At 59.9% G+C, this 18,966-nt stretch carries 17 protein-coding genes; 5 read left to right on the forward strand and 12 right to left on the reverse strand.

What is annotated here, in order from left to right; genetic code table 11:
* Positions 1–65: 65 nt before the first annotated feature.
* Both QMK54_RS30100 and QMK54_RS30105 read right to left on the reverse strand, forming a co-directional pair.
* Positions 66–455, reverse strand: coding sequence for a hypothetical protein (locus tag QMK54_RS30100; protein WP_110657852.1), 390 nt, complete (start codon positions 453–455; stop codon positions 66–68).
* Positions 452–1,855 carry a PAAR domain-containing protein gene (locus tag QMK54_RS30105; protein ID WP_110657854.1) on the reverse strand — a complete coding sequence of 468 codons (1,404 nt, stop codon included), beginning with the start codon at positions 1,853–1,855 and terminating at the stop codon, positions 452–454. Before QMK54_RS30105 ends, QMK54_RS30100 begins: the two co-directional genes overlap by 4 nt.
* Before the next feature lie 452 nt (positions 1,856–2,307).
* On the opposite strand from QMK54_RS30105, the gene QMK54_RS30110 reads away from it, so the two are divergent.
* Positions 2,308–3,639 (forward strand): IS4 family transposase, encoded by a 1,332-nt coding sequence (locus tag QMK54_RS30110; RefSeq protein ID WP_223588473.1) that lies wholly within the window; start codon positions 2,308–2,310, stop codon positions 3,637–3,639.
* 46 nt (positions 3,640–3,685) lie between these two features.
* On the opposite strand, the gene ppk1 is transcribed toward QMK54_RS30110, so the two are convergent.
* A complete protein-coding gene (ppk1, locus tag QMK54_RS30115) occupies positions 3,686–5,908 on the reverse strand; it encodes a polyphosphate kinase 1 (protein ID WP_110657856.1) in 2,223 nt (740 codons plus the stop codon).
* An 18-nt stretch (positions 5,909–5,926) separates the two neighbouring features.
* Complete coding sequence (hemB, locus tag QMK54_RS30120) at positions 5,927–6,940, reverse strand: porphobilinogen synthase (protein WP_046039035.1); 1,014 nt, start codon at positions 6,938–6,940, stop codon at positions 5,927–5,929.
* Positions 6,941–7,147: 207 nt separating this feature from the next.
* Here hemB and QMK54_RS30125 point away from each other — a divergent pair, with 207 nt between their 5' ends.
* Positions 7,148–7,774, forward strand: coding sequence for a DedA family protein (locus QMK54_RS30125; RefSeq protein ID WP_110657858.1), 627 nt, complete (start codon positions 7,148–7,150; stop codon positions 7,772–7,774).
* Here QMK54_RS30125 and QMK54_RS30130 read toward each other — a convergent pair.
* A complete protein-coding gene (locus QMK54_RS30130; RefSeq protein WP_320401786.1) occupies positions 7,755–8,990 on the reverse strand; it encodes a sterol desaturase family protein in 1,236 nt (411 codons plus the stop codon). The genes QMK54_RS30125 and QMK54_RS30130 overlap by 20 nt on opposite strands.
* Positions 8,991–9,105: 115 nt before the next feature.
* Between QMK54_RS30130 and elbB the strand changes: the two genes are divergently transcribed.
* Positions 9,106–9,774: an isoprenoid biosynthesis glyoxalase ElbB gene (gene elbB / locus QMK54_RS30135; protein ID WP_320401787.1), complete on the forward strand. Its 669-nt coding sequence runs from the start codon at positions 9,106–9,108 to the stop codon at positions 9,772–9,774.
* Between the two features lie 105 nt (positions 9,775–9,879).
* Here the strand turns inward: elbB and QMK54_RS30140 are convergent, their stop codons facing one another.
* From QMK54_RS30140 to QMK54_RS30160, 5 genes are all read right to left on the reverse strand, one after another.
* Entirely contained in the window at positions 9,880–10,335 is a 456-nt protein-coding gene (locus tag QMK54_RS30140; RefSeq protein WP_110657865.1) for a YaiI/YqxD family protein, read from the reverse strand.
* A gap of 107 nt (positions 10,336–10,442) precedes the next feature.
* On the reverse strand, positions 10,443–12,341 hold the full coding sequence (locus QMK54_RS30145; protein WP_320401788.1) for an FTR1 family protein: 1,899 nt from the start codon (positions 12,339–12,341) through the stop codon (positions 10,443–10,445).
* 162 nt (positions 12,342–12,503) lie between these two features.
* A complete protein-coding gene (gene rhtB, locus QMK54_RS30150) occupies positions 12,504–13,136 on the reverse strand; it encodes a homoserine/homoserine lactone efflux protein (RefSeq protein WP_223595095.1) in 633 nt (210 codons plus the stop codon).
* A gap of 214 nt (positions 13,137–13,350) precedes the next feature.
* Positions 13,351–13,932 carry a mechanosensitive ion channel family protein gene (locus tag QMK54_RS30155; protein WP_223595092.1) on the reverse strand — a complete coding sequence of 194 codons (582 nt, stop codon included), beginning with the start codon at positions 13,930–13,932 and terminating at the stop codon, positions 13,351–13,353.
* A complete protein-coding gene (locus QMK54_RS30160; RefSeq protein WP_320401789.1) occupies positions 13,932–15,842 on the reverse strand; it encodes an ATP-binding cassette domain-containing protein in 1,911 nt (636 codons plus the stop codon). Before QMK54_RS30160 ends, QMK54_RS30155 begins: the two co-directional genes overlap by 1 nt.
* A 50-nt stretch (positions 15,843–15,892) precedes the next feature.
* Between QMK54_RS30160 and QMK54_RS30165 the strand changes: the two genes are divergently transcribed.
* Positions 15,893–16,357: a TIGR02444 family protein gene (locus tag QMK54_RS30165; RefSeq protein WP_110662453.1), complete on the forward strand. Its 465-nt coding sequence runs from the start codon at positions 15,893–15,895 to the stop codon at positions 16,355–16,357.
* On the opposite strand, the gene QMK54_RS30170 is transcribed toward QMK54_RS30165, so the two are convergent.
* Positions 16,354–17,556 carry an AlgP family protein gene (locus tag QMK54_RS30170; RefSeq protein ID WP_320401790.1) on the reverse strand — a complete coding sequence of 401 codons (1,203 nt, stop codon included), beginning with the start codon at positions 17,554–17,556 and terminating at the stop codon, positions 16,354–16,356. The genes QMK54_RS30165 and QMK54_RS30170 overlap by 4 nt on opposite strands.
* 192 nt (positions 17,557–17,748) lie before the next feature.
* Between QMK54_RS30170 and QMK54_RS30175 the strand changes: the two genes are divergently transcribed.
* Positions 17,749–18,414 (forward strand): FKBP-type peptidyl-prolyl cis-trans isomerase, encoded by a 666-nt coding sequence (locus QMK54_RS30175; RefSeq protein WP_110659856.1) that lies wholly within the window; start codon positions 17,749–17,751, stop codon positions 18,412–18,414.
* A 60-nt stretch (positions 18,415–18,474) separates the two neighbouring features.
* Here QMK54_RS30175 and rsd read toward each other — a convergent pair whose 3' ends face one another.
* Positions 18,475–18,933: a sigma D regulator gene (gene rsd / locus QMK54_RS30180; RefSeq protein ID WP_110659855.1), complete on the reverse strand. Its 459-nt coding sequence runs from the start codon at positions 18,931–18,933 to the stop codon at positions 18,475–18,477.
* Positions 18,934–18,966 lie beyond the last annotated feature (33 nt).

Raw genomic sequence — 18,966 nt, forward strand, 5'->3', positions numbered from 1 at the left:
TGTGCATCCAGTTAAAACTGGATGTATCGAGCGCTGAATTTGATTGTAGATTGTCACGTAACGAACTAGCCGAGCTTCATTAGAACATAGCCAAACGATACCAAAATTGCACAACCAAAGAGCATCACTGCGTCAATTTGCAGAAGTCGCTTGAGATGAGGAGGGAATTTTTTAATATCGACAGGATCCACATCTCCGATGCGAATGTAGGCTTTCGACCACAACACCATGCCCCCAATTTTGTTGGTCAATACGAATCGTCCAAACCAACCCTGATCCCTCCATCTCATTCCCCAGATATGGATGTAGCGACTATTGTTCAAGGCTTGAATCATAGTGTCCAGGTGGCGCTGGCTCAGGTACAGACTGAATACGATATGCACAGCCCCCACCAGGATCGGGCCAGCCAGTAACCAGAAAGCGAACCAGGATGTACGAAACTCTTCCCCCATCATTTCTGCGTTTTCTCGTACAAAATCTCACCAGCAAGCTCACCACCTTCACCAACATATGCCCCACCCGCCCATGCTCCAACTCCTATCACTGCAGCAACGCATACAACTCCTCCAACTACTGTGGATACTCCCAGGGCGACGCAGATCGGGCCAGCGGTGCGCTGGGCAATTCCCGCACCTACAACGCTACCAACTGTGCCTCCCACAAATTTGCCTCCCTCAGTAAATTTCACTTTTTTGCAGGCTGTTCCAGAATCACCAACGCAAACTTCCTGAACAGCAAGCAACGAAGAAACTCCACCAATACCAATACCGATGTAACCCCCCGCCTGCATGTACTTTGCAGCACGACTGATCGCGCTCACGTGATTGGAATACCCAGGTATCGGCCCCGGCGCACCAGCCTTGTCCCAGCGGTGCACCAAGCTGCGAGTGGAAATGCCAAGGGCCGTTTTCAATTTGGGGTGATCGCCCAAGGTAGTCTGGCCACGCAGGCGAGTGGAATTCAGCAGATGTGCATCCAACTGGGTCAGCAGGTGCTTGCGATCGGCGAAGAACGATGGCGACCGCAGATGGCCGTGCTGACGATAATTGTCCTGATGCAGGCGCTCGATGTCTTGAAGGATGTCGCGCAAGCTGGCTAGGTGTTTTTCCAACACCACCGCGCCAACGCCAAGCCAGGTCGACGTATCACCGGTAAAAATGGCGATCTCGGCCGCATGAAGATGCATGAAGTCGGCTTCTTGCGGTGTCAGCGGGTCAAGGGCGGTCTTGACCTCTTGTGCGACCCGCATCAATTGGGCTTCCTGATAGGTACAGGAAGTGTTGTTCGGATCGCTCAGGACGATCATCGAACCCGCCTTGATATCCCCTGTACCGGGGTTGAGCGCCTGAAATTTACTCATTACGGCAGCAGAGCGAGAAGGAAACAGCGTGGCTTCCAGCTGTTCGCGGGTCATGCTGTTGGGGACGACGTAAAAGCCCGGCTCCGCCACATCGGCTGTGCTGAATGCTGTTGGCGCTGGTTGGTTGGACGGCGCAAAAGAGGACTGTTGCGGCGCTGTCGAGTGCGGGGTTGTCGCAGGCGCGCTCATCTGAGCGGCCTGCGGTGCAGGCCTTGCGGTATTCCCGTAGATAGCGGTGAGTACCGAGGGGATCAGTTGCGCCTTGCAAGGGCAATTGCTGTAGCTATCCAGCGTGCCCGCCATGTGTTTGCCATGGCTGATAATGTGCGATATACCGCCGACGATCTGGTAAATCCCCTCACTCTTTCCGCAGGTTACCCTGTCGCCTTCCTTGGCATGGGCGATGCCATACAGCATGATCCGGGTATCACCATCCAGGACGGTGCCACCGCAGGTGGTCTTGTCGTTCAGGCCGATGAAGTAACCTTTGCTCATTGGTTGTTTTCCTTTTCATCCGATCGGGTCCAGGATGTTCCGACCATTGGTTGCGACCATCACTGCGTGAGTACCACCTACTAAGGCACTCAGCTCGACATGCATACGAGCTATGCGGGTGGTCACGTGTGAATAGTGCGATGGACGCTAACAGCGTCGCGATCCCGGCGGCAGGGCCGACATGCGGATAAGGAAATTTCGCCTAAGAAAATCAAACTTTTCCTACGACAACATATCGAGAAGGTGTTTCCAGAGGTGGCAGTCCATCATCCAACCACATGATCCGTGGTAAGCGCCCCCATGGTATGCAAAGAACTTTCTCCGCCACCAATTTGTTTCGCACACAAAAAAGGCGATCCCGAGGGATTAATGCCGATCAGTTAAGCCTTCTCGCTTGACCTTTGGCCGCAAGAAATCAAAATCCGATGCCTGTACTGGCATCGGATTTTTTTATGCGTCTCGCTCGGGCACTGGAACTGACCCACAACATCGCCTCCACTCCCAACGCCATCGATGGATTGGATTCCTTACTCGACCCTTCTTTGGTCGAACAGGCACTTGAGCAGGCCGGTGTAGCGACCCTGCGCAAGCGGCGTTTGCCGCTGGAAATGATGCTTTGGTGCGTGATCTCCATGTCGTTCTTTCGACGTATGTCGGCCTGGGATGTGGTCAGCCGCATGAACATCATGCTGCCGGGACAGCGTCCGCTGGTAGCGCCCAGCGCCGTAGTCCAGGCCCGTCAGCGATTAGGCAGCGAAGCTGTACGACAGGTCTTCGATCTGACTCAGAAAAGTTGGCATGAAGCGGCCGCTCATCCAACTTGGGCCGGTTTGCGCTTACTGGGCGTCGACGGTGTCGTCTGGCGAACACCCGATACCCCCGAAAACCGTGCGCGTTACGACTCGGCCAGTAACCAGCATGGCGACACTGGTTTCCCTCAGGTGCGCATGGTCTGCCAAATGGAGTTGACCAGCCACTTGTTGATCGGCAGTGCGTTTGACGGCTACCGCAGCAACGAAATGAAGCTGGCAGAACAACTGATCGAAACCACGCCCGATCACTCGTTGACGCTGTTCGATCGCGGCTTTTATTCCTTGGGTTTGCTGCACCAGTGGCAGCAGGCCGGCTCCGAGCGCCATTGGCTGATGCCATTGCGCAAAGGTGCGCAGTACGAAGTGGTTCAGCGTCTGGGTCGCCAGGATGCGGTGGTTTCGTTAAGCACTTCGCCGCAGGCTCGCAAGCAATGGCCGGGGCTGCCGGAGCGTCTGACCGCGCGACTCCTGAGCAAAACCGTCAAAGGCAAGGTATGTCAGATCCTGACCTCAATGGCCGACCCGCTGCGCTTCCCGCCCGACGAAATCGTTGATCTGTACAGTCAGCGATGGGAGATCGAATTAGGCTTTCGGGAAATGAAACAGACGCTGCTCAACAGCAGCTATACGTTGCGCAGCAAAACGCCCGAGATGATCGAGCAGGAATTATGGGGAGTGTTGTTGGGCTACAACTTGTTGCGCTATCAAATGGTGGAAATGAGTCGCCACTGCCCCGGCATTTACCCATGTGAAATGAGTTTTACCGCCTGCACCTGGGCGATCCTCGGGTTTATCAACAGCGTCTCGGCCGACCGCTCCGGGAACATCCCCAAGTACCTGGCCGAGCTGCATGCCTCAGCCCCGCAGTATGTACTGCCTCATCGACGGGCGGAGCGCATTTACCCCCGGGCCATCAGGCTCAAATCCCCGAAGTATCCGATCAAAAATAAAAATGCCAGTCAGCTTAACTGACTGGCATTAATCCCGAGGGATCGCCTTTTTTTACTAGGATCTGGAGTTATCGAACCGCCAGAATCGGGCTACCCAACCTCTCCAGCAATGTTGCCTGGGCGCTGCGCGGGTTCTGGTTGCCGGTCGGTGTGTTACGGATGTAACGCCCGTCCGACTGCAGGCTCCAGCTGTGGGTGTTATCGGTCAGATACAACTCCAGCTCTTTCTTGACCCGCATGATCAGCTTCTTGCCTTCCACCGGGAAGCAAGTCTCGACGCGCTTGTCGAGGTTGCGTTCCATCCAGTCGGCGCTGGACAGGAACATCTGCTCGTCGCCGCCATTGAGGAAGTAGAAGACCCGGGTGTGTTCCAGGAAGCGGCCGATGATCGAGCGCACGTGGATGTTGTGGGACACCCCGGCGATGCCCGGTCGCAGGCAGCACATGCCACGCACCACCAGGTCGATGCGCACACCTGACTGGCTGGCCTTGTACAGCGCGCGGATGATCTTCGGATCGGTCAGCGAGTTGAACTTGGCGATGATGTGCGCCGGCTTGCCGTCGAGGGCGAACTGGGTTTCGCGGGCAATCATGTCGAGCATGCCCTTTTTCAGGGTGAACGGCGCGTGCAGCAACTTCTTCATGCGCAGCGTCTTGCCCATGCCGATCAACTGGCTGAACAGCTTGCCAACGTCTTCGCACAAGGCGTCGTCGGAAGTCAGCAGGCTGTAGTCGGTGTACAGGCGTGCATTACCGGCGTGATAGTTACCGGTGCCGAGGTGCGCGTAACGGACGATTTCACCGGCCTCGCGACGCAGGATCAGCATCATCTTGGCGTGGGTCTTGAAGCCGACAACACCGTAGATCACCACCGCACCGGCCGCTTGCAGGCGGCTGGCCAGTTGCAGGTTGGACTCTTCGTCGAACCGCGCGCGCAGCTCGATCACCGCCGTCACTTCCTTACCGTTACGCGCAGCATCCACCAGCGCATCGACGATTTCCGAGTTGGCACCGGAGCGATACAGGGTCTGGCGCACCGCCAGCACGTGCGGGTCCTTGGCGGCCTGGCGCAGCAGGTCGACCACCGGGGTAAACGATTCGAACGGGTGCAGCAGCAGGATGTCCTGCTTGCTGATTACGCTGAAAATGTTTTCGCTGTTCTGCAGCAGTTTCGGGATCTGCGGGGTGAACGGCAGGTATTGCAGCTCGCGCTGGCTGTCCAGGCCAGTGATGCTGAACAGCCGCGTCAGGTTCACCGGACCGTTGACCTGATACAGCTCGCTCTCGCTCAGGTTGAACTGCTTGAGCAGGTAGTCGGACAGGTGTTTCGGGCAGGTGTCGGCAACTTCCAGGCGTACTGCGTCACCGTAGCGACGGGAGAACAGTTCGCCGCGCAGGGCGCGAGCCAGGTCTTCGACGTCCTCGGAGTCCAACGCCAGGTCGGCGTTGCGGGTCAGGCGGAACTGGTAGCAGCCCTTGACCTTCATGCCCTGGAACAGGTCATCGGCATGGGCGTGGATCATCGACGACAGGAACACATAATTATCGCCAGAGCCGCCAACCTCTTCCGGAACCTTGATGATCCGCGGCAGCAGGCGCGGTGCCGGAATGATCGCCAGACCGGAATCCCGTCCGAAGGCATCGATACCCTCGAGCTCGACGATGAAGTTCAGGCTCTTGTTCACCAGCAACGGGAACGGGTGAGTCGGGTCGAGGCCGATCGGGGTGATGATCGGCGCGATTTCGTCGCGGAAATAGCGTCGGACCCAGGTTTTCAGCTTGGTCGTCCAGTGGCGGCGACGGATGAAGCGGACCTGATGTTTTTCCAGCTCCGGCAACAGAATGTCGTTGAGGATCGCGTACTGACGGTCGACGTGACCGTGCACCAGCTCGCTGATGCGCGCCAATGCCTGATGCGGTTGCAGACCGTCGGCGCCCGCCTGTTCACGGGCGAAGGTGATCTGCTTCTTCAGGCCGGCGACGCGAATCTCGAAGAACTCGTCCAGGTTGCTGGAGAAGATCAGCAGAAACTTCAGCCGCTCCAGCAATGGATAGGACTCGTCCAGCGCCTGTTCCAGCACGCGGATGTTGAACTGTAGTTGCGACAGCTCGCGGTGGATGTACAGGCTGCTGTCGTCCAGGCCGGGAATGGCAATCGCCGGTGCCGCCGCAGCGGGTTCGACGACCGCCGCGGGCGGAGCAGGCTCCAACTCCGGCGGGGTCTCGGCGATCTGCTCTACCACGGGCTGGGCGTCTTGTACGGCAACTTCAGTGAGTCCTTCGGTATTCATCACATGTTCCTGGGAGGGCTATTTCTGCTCTCGTAACAATTGAGCGGCACGAACGGCAAAGTACGTCAGGATGCCATCAGCGCCTGCACGTTTGAAAGCGGTCAGGGATTCGAGGATAACCCCTTCGCTCAACCAGCCATTCTGAATCGCCGCCATGTGCATGGCGTATTCGCCGCTGACTTGATAGACAAAGGTCGGCACTTTGAATTCTTCTTTTACCCGGCACAGGATGTCCAGGTACGGCATGCCTGGCTTGACCATGACCATGTCTGCACCTTCTGACAAGTCCGCCGCCACTTCGTGCAGGGCTTCGTTGCTGTTGGCCGGGTCCATCTGATAGGAGGCCTTGTTGGCCTTGCCCAGGTTCAGCGCCGAACCGACCGCATCGCGGAACGGGCCGTAATAGGCACTGGCGTACTTGGCCGAGTAGGCCATGATGCGCACATTGACGTGACCGGCCACCTCGAGGGCTTCGCGGATCGCCTGGATGCGACCGTCCATCATGTCCGATGGCGCCACGACCTGAGCGCCGGCCTCGGCGTGGGACAGGGCTTGCCTGACCAGTGCATCGACGGTGATGTCGTTCTGCACGTAGCCTTCTTCATCAAGGATGCCGTCCTGACCGTGGGTGGTGAACGGGTCCAGGGCGACGTCGGTGATCACGCCCAGCTCCGGGAATCGCGCACGCAGCGCACGGGTCGCGCGTTGGGCAATGCCTTCGGGGTTCCACGCTTCGGCGGCGTCCAGGGACTTGAGTTCAGCCGGAGTCACCGGGAACAGCGCCAGTGCCGGAATCCCCAGCTCGACCCACTTGGCCGCTTCTTCCAGCAGCAGGTCGATGGTCAGGCGTTCGACGCCCGGCATCGAGGCCACCGCTTCGCGACGGTTTTCCCCATCCAGCACGAATACCGGCAGGATCAGGTCATCGACGGTCAGGACGTTTTCACGGACCAGACGACGCGAGAAGTCGTCACGACGGTTGCGGCGCAGGCGGGTTGCGGGGAACAAACGGTTGGCGGGGGTAAAGCTCACGGCAGACTCCTGAGCCCGCGCTTACGGGCGAGCGTGACAGTTATAAGCGGCCATTATGACGAACGTATTACAGTTATGTGCACGCTGTGACACGTAGCCGCATTCCATTGTCGTTGTAGGAAATGTTCACGTCGAGACACATTTGGACACTTTCCTGAATGTGCCCGAAGGGTTAGGCTGCGCGTTCATTTCGCCAGCACCCAGACAATGCTCCAACAATTTCTGCATGACTTCGGCTACTTTGCCCTTTTTCTAGGCACGTTCTTCGAAGGCGAAACCATCCTGGTACTCGCGGGCTTCCTCGCGTTCCGCGGATACATGGACATCAACCTGGTGGTGGTCGTGGCCTTCTTCGGCAGCTACGCCGGCGACCAACTGTGGTATTTCCTGGGGCGCAAGCACGGCCGCAAGCTGCTGGCGCGCAAGCCGCGCTGGCAAATGATGGGTGACCGGGCGCTGGAACACATTCGCAGGCATCCGGACATCTGGGTCCTGAGTTTCCGCTTCGTCTACGGTTTGCGTACGGTCATGCCGGTGGCTATCGGTCTGTCGGGCTATCCCCCGGGCCGTTACCTGCTGCTCAACGGGATTGGAGCGGCGATCTGGGCCGCTGCATTGGCGGCGGCCGCGTACCATTTCGGCGCCGTGCTCGAAGGCATGCTCGGCAGTGTGAAGAAGTACGAACTCTGGGTGCTCGGCGCCCTGCTGGTCCTGGGACTCGTGCTGTGGCTGCGTCGGCGCTTCAAGAATGCCCGCCTGGCCAAACAGATCTACGCCGACGAACAAGCCCTGAAGAGGACCAAAACCGAAGGCCCTACGACGCCAACCGAGTGATGCGGTTTCTGCAACAGTAGAGACCGATAACGCTCAACAGGCTGTAACTGAGCAGGCCGATCCAGCCCGCCGCGCTGACCGGCCACAGCCCCACTAGCGGGGCCAGCCATACCAATGGCAGATTCGACCCCAGCCGCAACAGCTCCAGCTTCAACGCCCACGGGCGATTCTCCAGGGCCACGCCCAGCACAAACAGACCGAACGCCACTGAGCCCCAGCCCAACACCAGGGCGGCGACTGGCAGCTTCGGCTCAAGATTCATCAAGTAACTGCCCAGTGCGATATAGAAACAGAACTGCAACAGCACGTAGAGCTGCTGACGTCCGTCCAGTGGCACCTCGAATTTGCGGAAAAGGCCCAGGTCAGGCTTGTTCATCGGGTATTTGGCGGCCACGTCCGCCGGGCGCCAACCGGTGCGCATGAACCAGATCCGAAGTTTGTCCCAAGTGCTTTCGGCACGCCGTGCATCTGCCCATAACTGCGCATAGAACTGCACGTTCGCCCACACAGGATTCCAGCTCGCCAACGGTGTGGTCACACCGAAGACCACCGGTTCGTTGTCGTCTTCTTCCTGGAACGAGCCAAACAGACGGTCCCAAATAATGAACACACCGCCGTAGTTGCGATCCATGTAGAGAGCGTTCTGTGCATGGTGGGCCCGATGATTGGAAGGCGTGACAAAGAACCATTCGAACCAGCCAAGCTTGGGAATGTGTCGGGTGTGCACCCAGAACTGATACAGCAGGTTCAACGCCGCGACACTGACGAACACCAGCAGCGGTACGCCAAACACGGCCATCGGCAGATAGAAGATCCAGCTCAGGAGGAATCCGGTACTGGTCTGGCGCAACGCCGTGGACAGGTTGTAGTCCTCGCTCTGGTGATGCACCGAATGCGCGGCCCAGAGGATGTTGCGCTCGTGGCCCATGCGATGCAGCCAGTAGTAGCAGAAGTCGTAGAAGACAAAGGCAAGCACCCAGGTCCAGACGCTGTCGGCCGACAACTCGAACAGCGCCAGATGCTTGAGGGCGAACGCATAGGTCAGCAATCCCGCGCCTTTGGTCAGCAGCCCCGTGGTGGTCGACAGCACGCCGGTGCTGATGCTGTTGATCGCGTCCGCCAGCCGATAGTTGCTCACCCCGCGCCAACGGTCGGCCATCAGCTCGAAAGCGATCAGCACAAAGAAGAACGGCACCGCATACAGAATGAAATCCATGACGCGCCCTGGTCGGAATCCTGCGGACAGATGCTATGTGTAACTGTGAATTAACCCTATGGCAACGAGTGACAAATTAGTGGACATTTAACGCCATGAATCTGGAGAAAAGCCCATGAGCAAAAAAGTTGCAGTGATCCTTTCCGGTTGTGGCGTGTACGACGGCGCCGAGCTCCACGAGAGCGTCATCACCCTGCTGCGCCTGGACCAGCGCGGAGCCCAGGTGCAGTGCTTCGCACCGAACATTGCGCAGTTGCATGTGATCAATCACCTGACCGGCGAAGAAATGCCCGAGTCGCGCAACGTGCTGGTGGAGTCGGCGCGGATTGCCCGGGGCAACATCAAGGACATCCGTGACGCAAACGTCGACGAGTTCGATGCGCTGATCGTGCCCGGCGGCTTCGGCTCGGCCAAGAACCTGTCCAACTTCGCCATCGAAGGCGCCGGCTGCACCGTTCAACCGGATGTCCTGGCCCTGACCGAAGCCTTTGCCGAGGCCGGCAAGCCAGTGGGGTTGATGTGCATTTCACCGGCCCTGGCGGCGAAGATCTATGGCCCCGGCGTCATCTGCACCATCGGCAATGACACTGACACCGCTGCCGCGATGAACAAGATGGGCGCGACCCATACCGATTGCGCGGTCAGTGACATTGTCGAGGACAAGGCGCGCAAACTGGTGAGCACCCCGGCTTACATGCTGGCGCAATCGATCAGTGAAGTGGCGTCCGGCATCAACAAGCTGGTCGACCGGGTACTTGAACTGACCCACGAAAACGATGCCTGACACGATTTATTGTAGGAGCGAGCTTGCTCGCGAAAGACGTGAGAGCGCCACGTACACCCAGCCAGCACTCGTCATCGTTGACGTCCATCGCGAGCAAGCTCGCTCCTACAGTTTGCGCGTCAGGCGGGTAAGGATCCGGTCCAGCGCATTGGCGAACGCCTGCTTCTCACGATCGCCGAACGGCGCTGGTCCTCCGCCCATTTGCCCCTGCTCGCGCAGATCGGTGAACAGATTGCGCACCGCCAGCCGCTCCCCCATGTTCTGCGCATCAAACTCCTTGCCCCGCGGATCGAGCGCAGCCACACCCTTCTTCACCAGGCGATCTGCCAACGGCACATCGCTGCAGATCACCAGCTCACCGGGTACTGCGTGTTCCACCAGGTAATCATCGGCCGCATCCGGACCGCTCGGCACCACGATCAGCTTGACCAGCGCCAGACCTGGCTTGGTCTGCGGCTGCCCGGCCACCAGCACCACTTCGAACTGGCGCTTGAGGGCGAACTTCACCACCAGATCCTTGGCCTGCCGGGGGCAGGCATCGGCGTCGATCCACACACGCATTTAATTTTCCTCTGTTGAAAAGCATCGCGGGCAAGCCCGCGCCCACAGGTTAACGCTAAACCTGTGGGAGCGGGCTTGCCCGCGAATATGAGCGAAGCGAATGCCGTTTAAGAAACCTGCACCCGCCGCCTCTCAGCCATCCGACTACGCCCATAAAGCACGACAATCGCAAGGATCGCCACAGCCTGGGCACTCAGCGAATACGCATCGGCATGGATCCCCAGCCAGTCAAACTCAAAGAACGGCACAGGCCGCGTGCCGAAGATCCCGGCTTCCTGCAGCGCTTTCACGCCATGTCCGGCAAACACCACCGACAAGGCGCACAAGAGACCAGCGTTGATGCTGAAGAACAGCGCCAGCGGCAGCTTCGCCGAACCGCGCAAAATCACCCAGGCCAGGCCGATCAGCAGCACCACAGCGGTCGCACCACCGGCCAGCACCGCGTTATGCCCCGCCGGACCTGCCTGCAACCACAGGGTTTCGTAAAACAGGATCACTTCGAACAGTTCACGATACACCGAGAAAAACGCCAGGGTCGCAAAGCCGAAACGCCCGCCGCCACCCACCAGGCTGGACTTGATGTAATCCTGCCAGGCCGCCGCGTGACGACGGTCATGCATCCACACGCCCAGCCACAACACCATGACGCTGGCAAACAACGCTGTCGCACCCTCAAGCAATTCACGCTGCGAACCGCTGACATCAATCACATAGGCTGCCAGCGCCCAGGTACCCAGCCCCGCCAGAAATGCCAGGCCCCAACCGACGTTGACGCTGCGCACCGCCGCCTGTTGACCAGTGTTACGCAGGAAAGCCAGGATCGCCGCCAGCACCAGAATCGCCTCCAGCCCTTCGCGCAGCAGGATCAGCAAGCCGGAAATGTAACTCAGCGACCAGCTCAAACCGTCGTTGCCCAACAGATCGGCCGATGCCTTCAACTTGGCCTTGGCCGCGTCCAGACGCTGTTCGACGTCTGTCACCGGCAGGCCATCCTGCAAGGACTGACGGTAGGCCATCAGGGATTTTTCAGTGTCTTTTCGGACGTTGGCGTCAATGTTGTCCAGCGAGCTTTCGACCAGCTCGAAGCCTTCAAGGTAGGCCGCTACCGATAAGTCATAAGCCTGATCATGCTCGCCGGCACGATACGCCGCGACGCTCTTGTCCAGAGTGGCTGCGGTGTAGTCGAGCAGTTGTGCCGGGCCACGCTTGACCTGCGGCGGTTGCGCCCGCTGGGTACGAAACGTCGCGGCGGCTTGGGGACCTTCGACAGCCTGCACTTCGGCCGGGGTCTGACGGGCCAGATCGGCGATGTTGTAGGTTTTCTCGGCACGGGCTGTCGCCGGGTCGACACTGAAGCTGGCGATGTAGGTAGCCAGGTCCCAACGCTGGCGATCATCCAGTTGGTCGGCAAAGGCCGGCATGTCAGTCCCTTCAATGCCCTGGCCCAAGGTGCTGTAGAGCGCGTAGAGGCTCAGTCGATCCTGCCGCGTGGTATCACGCAGGTTGGATGGCGCTGGCGTCATGCCGACACCCGCCGGGCCGTCTCCGGCCCCGGTGTCGCCATGGCACACCGAGCAATGCTGAGCGTACAGCGGCGCCCCACGCGACGGGTCTGGCGTAATGACCGGGGCCTGGCTGACTTCATAGGCCACGGCCAACTTCGCACCCAGTTGCCGGGCCTGGCGAGTGACGTCGGCACCGTCCTGACGGACGCTGATTGAATTTTCCAGCGTGACCAGGCTTTGCTCCAGCGCCGCTTTTTCCGGTTTGGCCGGCATGCCCGCCATCAAACTTCCCAGCGTCTTGACCGACTCTTGCTGCGCGTGAAATCCGGCCTGATCGATGATGCTGCCCGCCTGCACCGTGTCCGGGTAATCCGCGCCGATGTAATCGAGCAAGTGCAGCGCCTGCGGAGCACCTTCGACGGGTGCGGCCACCGACTGAAAGCTGCACACCGCGAACAGCGGCAGCACCAGCCAGGCCAGAAAACGGGAGGGGGCAATCATGAATGAATCTCAATTGGAAAAACGAAGTTACATATTGTTAACGCCCAACCGGTTTCGCTCAAGCTTTGTTGGGACTTCCTGCCAAAGTGCAGGCGCTCCAAAGTACTGATACGCCAACAAAAAAGGCGACCGCATGGGTCGCCTTTTCGGGTTCCTGCCGATTCAGACGGCGGCTCTGCGCAGCGTTGCCATAAACGCCGCCGCCCCAATGAACAGCCCGGCAAAGGTCCGGTTCATGCGTTTTTGCTGTTTCGGTGTGCGCAGCAGACGCAGCACTTTGGACGCCAGGCCGGTGTAGCCGGCCATGACGATCAGGTCGACGCAGATCATGGTCACGCCGATCACCAGATACTGAATCAGCAGCGGAGCATGGGGGTCGATGAACTGCGGCAACACCGCCAGCATGAACACCAGCGCCTTGGGGTTGCTGATGTTCACCAGGAAACCACGGAACACCAGGGCCATCGGCTTGCCGATCTGGCGCACCGCCGCGTCATCGCTCATATCGCTGGGCAACGCGCGCCATTGCTTGATCGCGAGGTAAACCAGATACGCCACGCCAAACCATTTGATGGCGTAGAAGGCCGAGGCCGAAGCCGTGAGAATGGCGCCAACACCGGCACCGACGATGGCGATCTGCACAGCCAGACCCAGTTGCAGGCCCAGGGCGTTCCAGTAGCCGCGCCAGAAACCGTATTGCAGACCGCTGGACATAGACGCAATGGCGCCGGCACCGGGGGACAGACTGATCACCCAGCAGGCGGCAAAAAACGCCAGCCATGTTTGAAGCTCCATTGCACACCTCGACTCGGACTCGTGACAGACGTCTAAGCTAATGCGGCTTTGGTTGGATGACTACCGATTTTTTGCCGGATGTGTCGACAGCCGACCAGCGTTTGCGGCGTGAGGGCTTCTTCGCGAGCAAGCCCGCTGCCACAGTTGATCTTCAGTGGCCACAAAGGTGGGAGCGGGCTTGCTTGCGAAAGCGGTGTATCAGGCAACAACAGGCTTACTTTTCAAACCCGCTGGAAGGAAACACATCCGTCCCGCGCCAGCGCCGCACCGATCGCTGGAAGAACAGACTGTTGGGCACCTGCACCATGGCGCTGCCCGTACCGAGTTCTTCGGCCTCGATCAGCGTGGTGTAGAGGAGATTGATCGCCACCACCCGACCTTTGACGCCAGGCTTGTCGGTGGTGTCCACCAACTCGACCACATCACCTAGGCGGAACGGGCCGACGGTAAAGATCAGGATCGCGCACAGCAGGTTCGACAGCACGCTCCACATGGCGAAAAACGCCACCGCCGCGACCGCGACGAAACCGGACAACGCAGTCCAGAGCACCGTGGCCGATACACCGAGTCGCTCCAGCACGAAGATCAGCGCGCTGCCCATGATCAGCCAGCGCAAACCGCCCCGCAGCGGCAACATCAGCTGCGGCGGGAACGGGTAACGCTCACCGAGGCGGGTCAGGCCTTTCGCAACGAAGCGCTGGGTGAAATAGCCGGCGAGCAGGATCAGCAAAATTTGCACGCCAAGCCAGATCGGCTCGGCCCACACTGCCGGTAGCGGCAGCTTGAAGGCATCCATCAGGACAGCGCCTCCAGCTCCGCCTGCATGCTTTCCAGCAACTCCAGGGCTTCCATCCACGCTTCTTCCAGTTCCGCCTCACGCACCTTCAGCTTGGCCTGTTCGGCCAGCAGATCACGCAATTCATTCTTGCGTGCCGGTTCGTAGATGTCGCTGTCGCCGAGGCTGGCATCGACCTTCGCCAGTTTTTCGTGGAGCTTGCCGAGCTCGACTTCAAGCTTGTCAGCTTCGCGCTTGTGCGGCGCCAGTTGCTGACGCAACGCAGCGGCAGCCTGACGCTGGGCTTTCTTGTCGGTCTTGTCCGGATTGACCGGCGTGTTGCTGACCGGGGCGTTGCGCTGGCGATACTCCACCAGCCAGCGGGTGTAGTCCTCCAGGTCGCCGTCGAACTCTTCGACCTTGCCGTCCGCCACCAGATAGAAATTGTCGGTGGTGCTTTTAAGTAGATGACGGTCGTGGGAGACCACCAGTACCGCGCCACTGAATTCCTGCAGGGCCATGGTCAGCGCCAGGCGCATTTCCAGGTCCAGGTGGTTGGTCGGTTCGTCGAGCAGCAGCAGGTTCGGCCGGTCCCAGGCGATCAACGCCAGTGCCAGGCGCGCCTTCTCGCCACCGGAGAAATTCAGCACCGGCTCGTCGATCCGCGCGCCACGGAAGTCGAAACCACCGAGGAAGTCGCGCAGGGTCTGTTCGCGCTCGGTCGGCGCCAGGCGCTGCAAGTGCAGCAATGGGCTGGCCTTGGCATCCAGCGAGTCAAGTTGATGCTGGGCGAAGTAACCGACCACGGTGTTCTCGCCACGGGTCAAGCGGCCGGCCAATGGCGAGAGCTCACCGGCAAGGTTCTTGATCAGGGTCGATTTACCGGCGCCGTTCGGGCCGAGCAGACCAATTCGTGCACCCGGGGTCAGTTGCAGCTTGACCTTCTCCAGCACGGTTTTGTCGCCATAACCCAAGCGGGCATCGGACAGGTCGATCAGCGGGCTGGAAATCTTCTGCGATTCACGGAACACGAAATCGAACGGCGAATCGACGTGGGCAGCGGTCAGCTCTTCCATCCGCTCCAGTGCCTTGATCCGGCTCTGGGCCTGGCGGGCCTTGGTGGCCTGGGCCTTGAAGCGGGCGATGTAGCTTTCCATGTGCGCACGCTGCACCTGCTGCTTCTCGTAGGCCTGCTGTTGCTGGGCCAGACGTTCGGCACGGGCGCGTTCGAAGGCGCTGTAGCCACCGCGGTACAGGGTGATCTTGCGCTGATCGACGTGAGCCACGTGATCGACCACGGCATCGAGGAAGTCGCGGTCGTGGGAAATCAGCATCAGGGTGCCTGGATAGCTCTTGAGCCATTCCTCAAGCCAGATGATGGCGTCGAGGTCCAGGTGGTTGGTCGGCTCGTCGAGCAGCAGCAGGTCCGATGGGCACATCAAGGCCTGCGCCAGGTTCAGGCGCATCCGCCAGCCGCCGGAGAAATCCCCGACCGGACGATCCATCTGCTCGTTGGTGAACCCAAGGCCGGCCAGCAACTTGCGCGCCCGGGCGTCGGCGGTGTACCCGTCGGCGCTGTCGAGTTCCGAGTGCAGGCGGGCCTGTGCGGCACCGTCATGGGCCGCTTCGGCTGCCGCCAGGTCACGTTGCACCTGGCGCAGACGCAGGTCGCCATCGAGCACGTAGTCGACCGCCAGGCGTTCGAGGGTATCGACCTCCTGGCGCATGTGGGCGATACGCCAGTCGGCCGGCAGGAAGCAATCACCCGAGTCCGGGTGCAGTTCGCCCCGAAGCAAGGCGAACAGGCTCGATTTGCCGGCGCCGTTGGCACCAATGAGGCCGGCTTTATGGCCGGCGTGCAGGGTCAGCTCGGCGTCTTCTAGCAGACGTTGCGGGCCACGCTGTAAAGTCAGGTTCTGAAGTCGAATCATAATGGCGGCGGAGTCTACCAGCTTCGCTCGCAACTGGCGCGAGTAGCACTATGTCCTCTGACCTGTGGAGCTTTTCCCTGAACACTTACGCTCGACCGGGCATTGAGCAGGCATGCCTGCAATTGCAGTCGGCGGGGGTCAACGTGTGTCTGCTGCTGTGTGCTGCCTGGTTGGGACAACGAGGCGTGGCCTGCGATGAGCAGCGTTTGCAGCATCTACGCAGTGTGGCCGTCTCTTGGGACAGCGATGTCGTGCGACCGTTACGCACCTTGCGCACGCAATGGAAGGCCGCTGCCACGGCAGACGCCGATTTGCACAACCTGCGTGAACAAGTGAAGGCACTGGAGCTGGAAGCCGAGCGGCATCTGTTGTTGCGGCTGGAGAAAGCGGCACAGAGTTGGCCACAAGATGCCGAGACCGATCTATCGGCCTGGCTGGAAGGTGCGGCGGCGGGTGCCGCCCACCTGCACCGCGACGCGCTGCATCAGCTGCGCGTCGCGGTAACCGGCACTTAGGAAGCGCTGGTTGGGGTGGTTGCTGCGATCGATGCGGCGGCCGGCGTTGGCGCTGGCGTGGCTGTCGAGGTGGCTGCTGCTAAAGCAGACGTTGCTACCGGAGCCGGGTTGGCTGGCTTGGCAACCGGTGCGGCGGCTGGCTTGGCGGCAACCGGCTTTTTCACTGCAGGTTTGGCTGCTGGTTTTGCAGCGGGTTTTGCCGCAGCAGGTTTGGCGGCAACTGGCTTGGCAGCGGCCGGCTTGGCGGCGACTGCTGGTTTCGCTGCAGCTGGTTTTGCGGCTGGTTTAGCAGCAGGTTTGGCAGCCGCTTTTACAGCAGGTTTTGCCGCAGGTTTGGCAGCGGGCTTGGCTGCTGGTTTTGCAGCGACGGGTTTGGCTGCCGGCTTGGCAGCAGGTTTCGCCGCAGCGGTCCGGGCAGCTGGTTTAGCGGCCGGTTTTGCAGCTGCTTTGGCTACTGGTTTTGCAGCCGGTTTAGCGGCTGGTTTGGCTGCCGGTTTTGCAGCCGGTTTTGCAGCCGGTTTAGCGGCGGCGGTTTTAGCCACGGCTGGTTTGGCAGCAGCGGCTTTTGCAGCGGCAGGTCGTGCAGCGGCTGGTTTGGCAGCCGTGGTTTTAGCGGCGGGTTTTGCGGCGCTGGCAGCAGCCGGTTTTCTCGCAGCAGGTTTTGCAGCAGGTTTGGCTGCGGCAGTTTTCGCTACTGGTTTGGCAGCGGCTGGCTTGGCAGCAGCAGGCTTGGCCGGTGCTTTTGCAGCAGCCGGTTTAGCAGCGGCTTTCTTCGCAGGTGCCGCAGCAGGCTTGGCCGCACGCAGGGACAACGCCTTGCCGACAGCCTCTTGTACACGACCGACGCCCTGGGCCAGTTTCAGGCTTTCCTGAGCATCGCGCTTGAGTTGCAGAATGTAGCCGCGGGTTTCCGATTGACGATCCTTGAGGGCGTCGAGCAGCTCCTCAAGATCGCCCACTGCGCCCTTCGCCTTGGCTTGTGCCTTGGCTTTTCCGGACGCTGCAGCATCCTGCAATTTGGTGCGGGACTTGTGCAGTTTTTCTTGCGCTTTTCCGCGCTGCTTTTCCAGTTTGGCGAGCAGTTTTTCAGCATCAGCCAAGGCTTCGGAACAAGCGGTTTCCAGATGCTCGAGCAGGCTGCCCGAGAGTTGTTGGAGCAGGTGCAACGGAGTGTTTACTGGCTTCTTGGTGGCCGACATGGTTTACCTCCTGGCTGAAGTGAGTGCGGCTCATACTAGACCTCTGCTGCAACCGCCGCTAGGGCATGTTGACACTATCGAAAGCGTTGTGTTGCAAAGGACTGAAAAACTTCTACGTCGGCGCGAAAGCAGTTCACCGTTGCGCACATTCTCACTGGCATAATCGCCCGCAATTCAGGTCGGAGAGTGCCCATGTCGCGCTACCTTTTTTTATCGCTGTGCGTGTTTTTTTCGGTGGCCCAAGCCGCCGAAACAACACAGGAGAATGAAGCCCACGATCTCGCTTACAGCCTGGGCGCAAGCCTTGGCGAACGCTTGCGCCAGGAGGCTCCCGACCTGCAACTCCAGGCACTGGTCGAAGGTTTGCAACAGGCCTACCAGGGCAAACCGCTGGCGCTGAAGGACGAGCAGATCCAGCAGATTTTGACCGAGCATGAAGCACGAATCGCCATGCAGTCAGCCGAGCCGCAAAGCGAAATGGCACTGGAAAAAGAACAGAGCTTTCTCGCCGCCGAGAAAGCCAGGCCCGGCGTACGCGAACTGGCTGATGGCGTGCTGCTGACCGAGTTGACGCCGGGTACTGGCGCCAAGGCCGGACCGAACGGCAAGGTGCAGGTGCTGTACATCGGTCGCTTGCCCGACGGCACGGTGTTCGATCAGAACAGTCAGCCACAATGGTTCAGTCTCGACAGCGTGATCGCCGGATGGCGCAGCGCATTGCAAAACATGCCGGTCGGGGCGAAATGGCGACTGGTGATTCCATCGGCCCAGGCCTATGGCGCCGACGGTGCCGGTGATGTGATCGCACCGTTCACTCCACTGGTGTTCGAAGTTGAATTGCGTGGTGCAACCAGCTGACAGCGGAAATGAAAAACGGCGTGCCGTGGCACGCCGTTTGAGGGTCTTGCGGGAAGCGACTTAGGCCTGAACCTGATCGACTTCCTTGTGGGCGGTGTGCAGCACTTCGATCAGACAATCTTCCAGTTCGAAGCGTTCGTGCAACAGGCCACCCAGCTCCTTGAACTTATCCGCAACGCATTTTCCTTCGTCGCAAAGGTCATTGAACGCAAGCAGCTTCTCGGTGATGACATCGATGCGCGGGTAGATAGTCTCGGCGAGCTCCAGCCCACGCTTGTCGTTGAAGGCCTTGGCCTCCCCCGTCAGCTGCTCGTAGATCTCGAAATGCCCGGCCGATACATAATCGACCAGCACGCCGCAGAACTCCTGCAAAGGCTTGCGATTCGTGGACAGTGCCTCAGGATCGGCACCGAGCTTGTCGTATGCATCGATCAGTTCTTTGCGCTCCTGTAACCAGCGATCGATCAGCAGGTGCACTCCACCCCAGCGTTCCTGAGCATTCTGACAACTTTCGAGCATGGTGATCTCTCTTCCCTTGTGGGTCAGCTGCTC

The sequence above is a fragment of the Pseudomonas sp. P5_109 genome (genome assembly GCF_034009455.1).
Classification (GTDB): Bacteria; Pseudomonadota; Gammaproteobacteria; order Pseudomonadales; family Pseudomonadaceae; genus Aquipseudomonas.

What these genes read in the sequence shown, in the direction of transcription:
- QMK54_RS30105 (WP_110657854.1), bottom strand. Translation starts at nt 1,855, where the DNA reads ATGAGCAAAGGTTACTTCATCGGCCTGAACGACAAGACCACCTGCGGT.
- QMK54_RS30170 (WP_320401790.1), bottom strand. Translation starts at nt 17,556, where the DNA reads ATGTCGGCCACCAAGAAGCCAGTAAACACTCCGTTGCACCTGCTCCAA.
- elbB (WP_320401787.1), top strand. Translation starts at nt 9,106, where the DNA reads ATGAGCAAAAAAGTTGCAGTGATCCTTTCCGGTTGTGGCGTGTACGAC.
- QMK54_RS30140 (WP_110657865.1), bottom strand. Translation starts at nt 10,335, where the DNA reads ATGCGTGTGTGGATCGACGCCGATGCCTGCCCCCGGCAGGCCAAGGAT.
- QMK54_RS30110 (WP_223588473.1), top strand. Translation starts at nt 2,308, where the DNA reads ATGCGTCTCGCTCGGGCACTGGAACTGACCCACAACATCGCCTCCACT.
- rsd (WP_110659855.1), bottom strand. Translation starts at nt 18,933, where the DNA reads ATGCTCGAAAGTTGTCAGAATGCTCAGGAACGCTGGGGTGGAGTGCAC.
- QMK54_RS30100 (WP_110657852.1), bottom strand. Translation starts at nt 455, where the DNA reads ATGATGGGGGAAGAGTTTCGTACATCCTGGTTCGCTTTCTGGTTACTG.
- QMK54_RS30155 (WP_223595092.1), bottom strand. Translation starts at nt 13,932, where the DNA reads ATGGATGCCTTCAAGCTGCCGCTACCGGCAGTGTGGGCCGAGCCGATC.
- QMK54_RS30160 (WP_320401789.1), bottom strand. Translation starts at nt 15,842, where the DNA reads ATGATTCGACTTCAGAACCTGACTTTACAGCGTGGCCCGCAACGTCTG.
- QMK54_RS30145 (WP_320401788.1), bottom strand. Translation starts at nt 12,341, where the DNA reads ATGATTGCCCCCTCCCGTTTTCTGGCCTGGCTGGTGCTGCCGCTGTTC.
- ppk1 (WP_110657856.1), bottom strand. Translation starts at nt 5,908, where the DNA reads ATGAATACCGAAGGACTCACTGAAGTTGCCGTACAAGACGCCCAGCCC.
- rhtB (WP_223595095.1), bottom strand. Translation starts at nt 13,136, where the DNA reads ATGGAGCTTCAAACATGGCTGGCGTTTTTTGCCGCCTGCTGGGTGATC.
- QMK54_RS30130 (WP_320401786.1), bottom strand. Translation starts at nt 8,990, where the DNA reads ATGGATTTCATTCTGTATGCGGTGCCGTTCTTCTTTGTGCTGATCGCT.
- QMK54_RS30125 (WP_110657858.1), top strand. Translation starts at nt 7,148, where the DNA reads ATGCTCCAACAATTTCTGCATGACTTCGGCTACTTTGCCCTTTTTCTA.
- QMK54_RS30175 (WP_110659856.1), top strand. Translation starts at nt 17,749, where the DNA reads ATGTCGCGCTACCTTTTTTTATCGCTGTGCGTGTTTTTTTCGGTGGCC.
- QMK54_RS30165 (WP_110662453.1), top strand. Translation starts at nt 15,893, where the DNA reads ATGTCCTCTGACCTGTGGAGCTTTTCCCTGAACACTTACGCTCGACCG.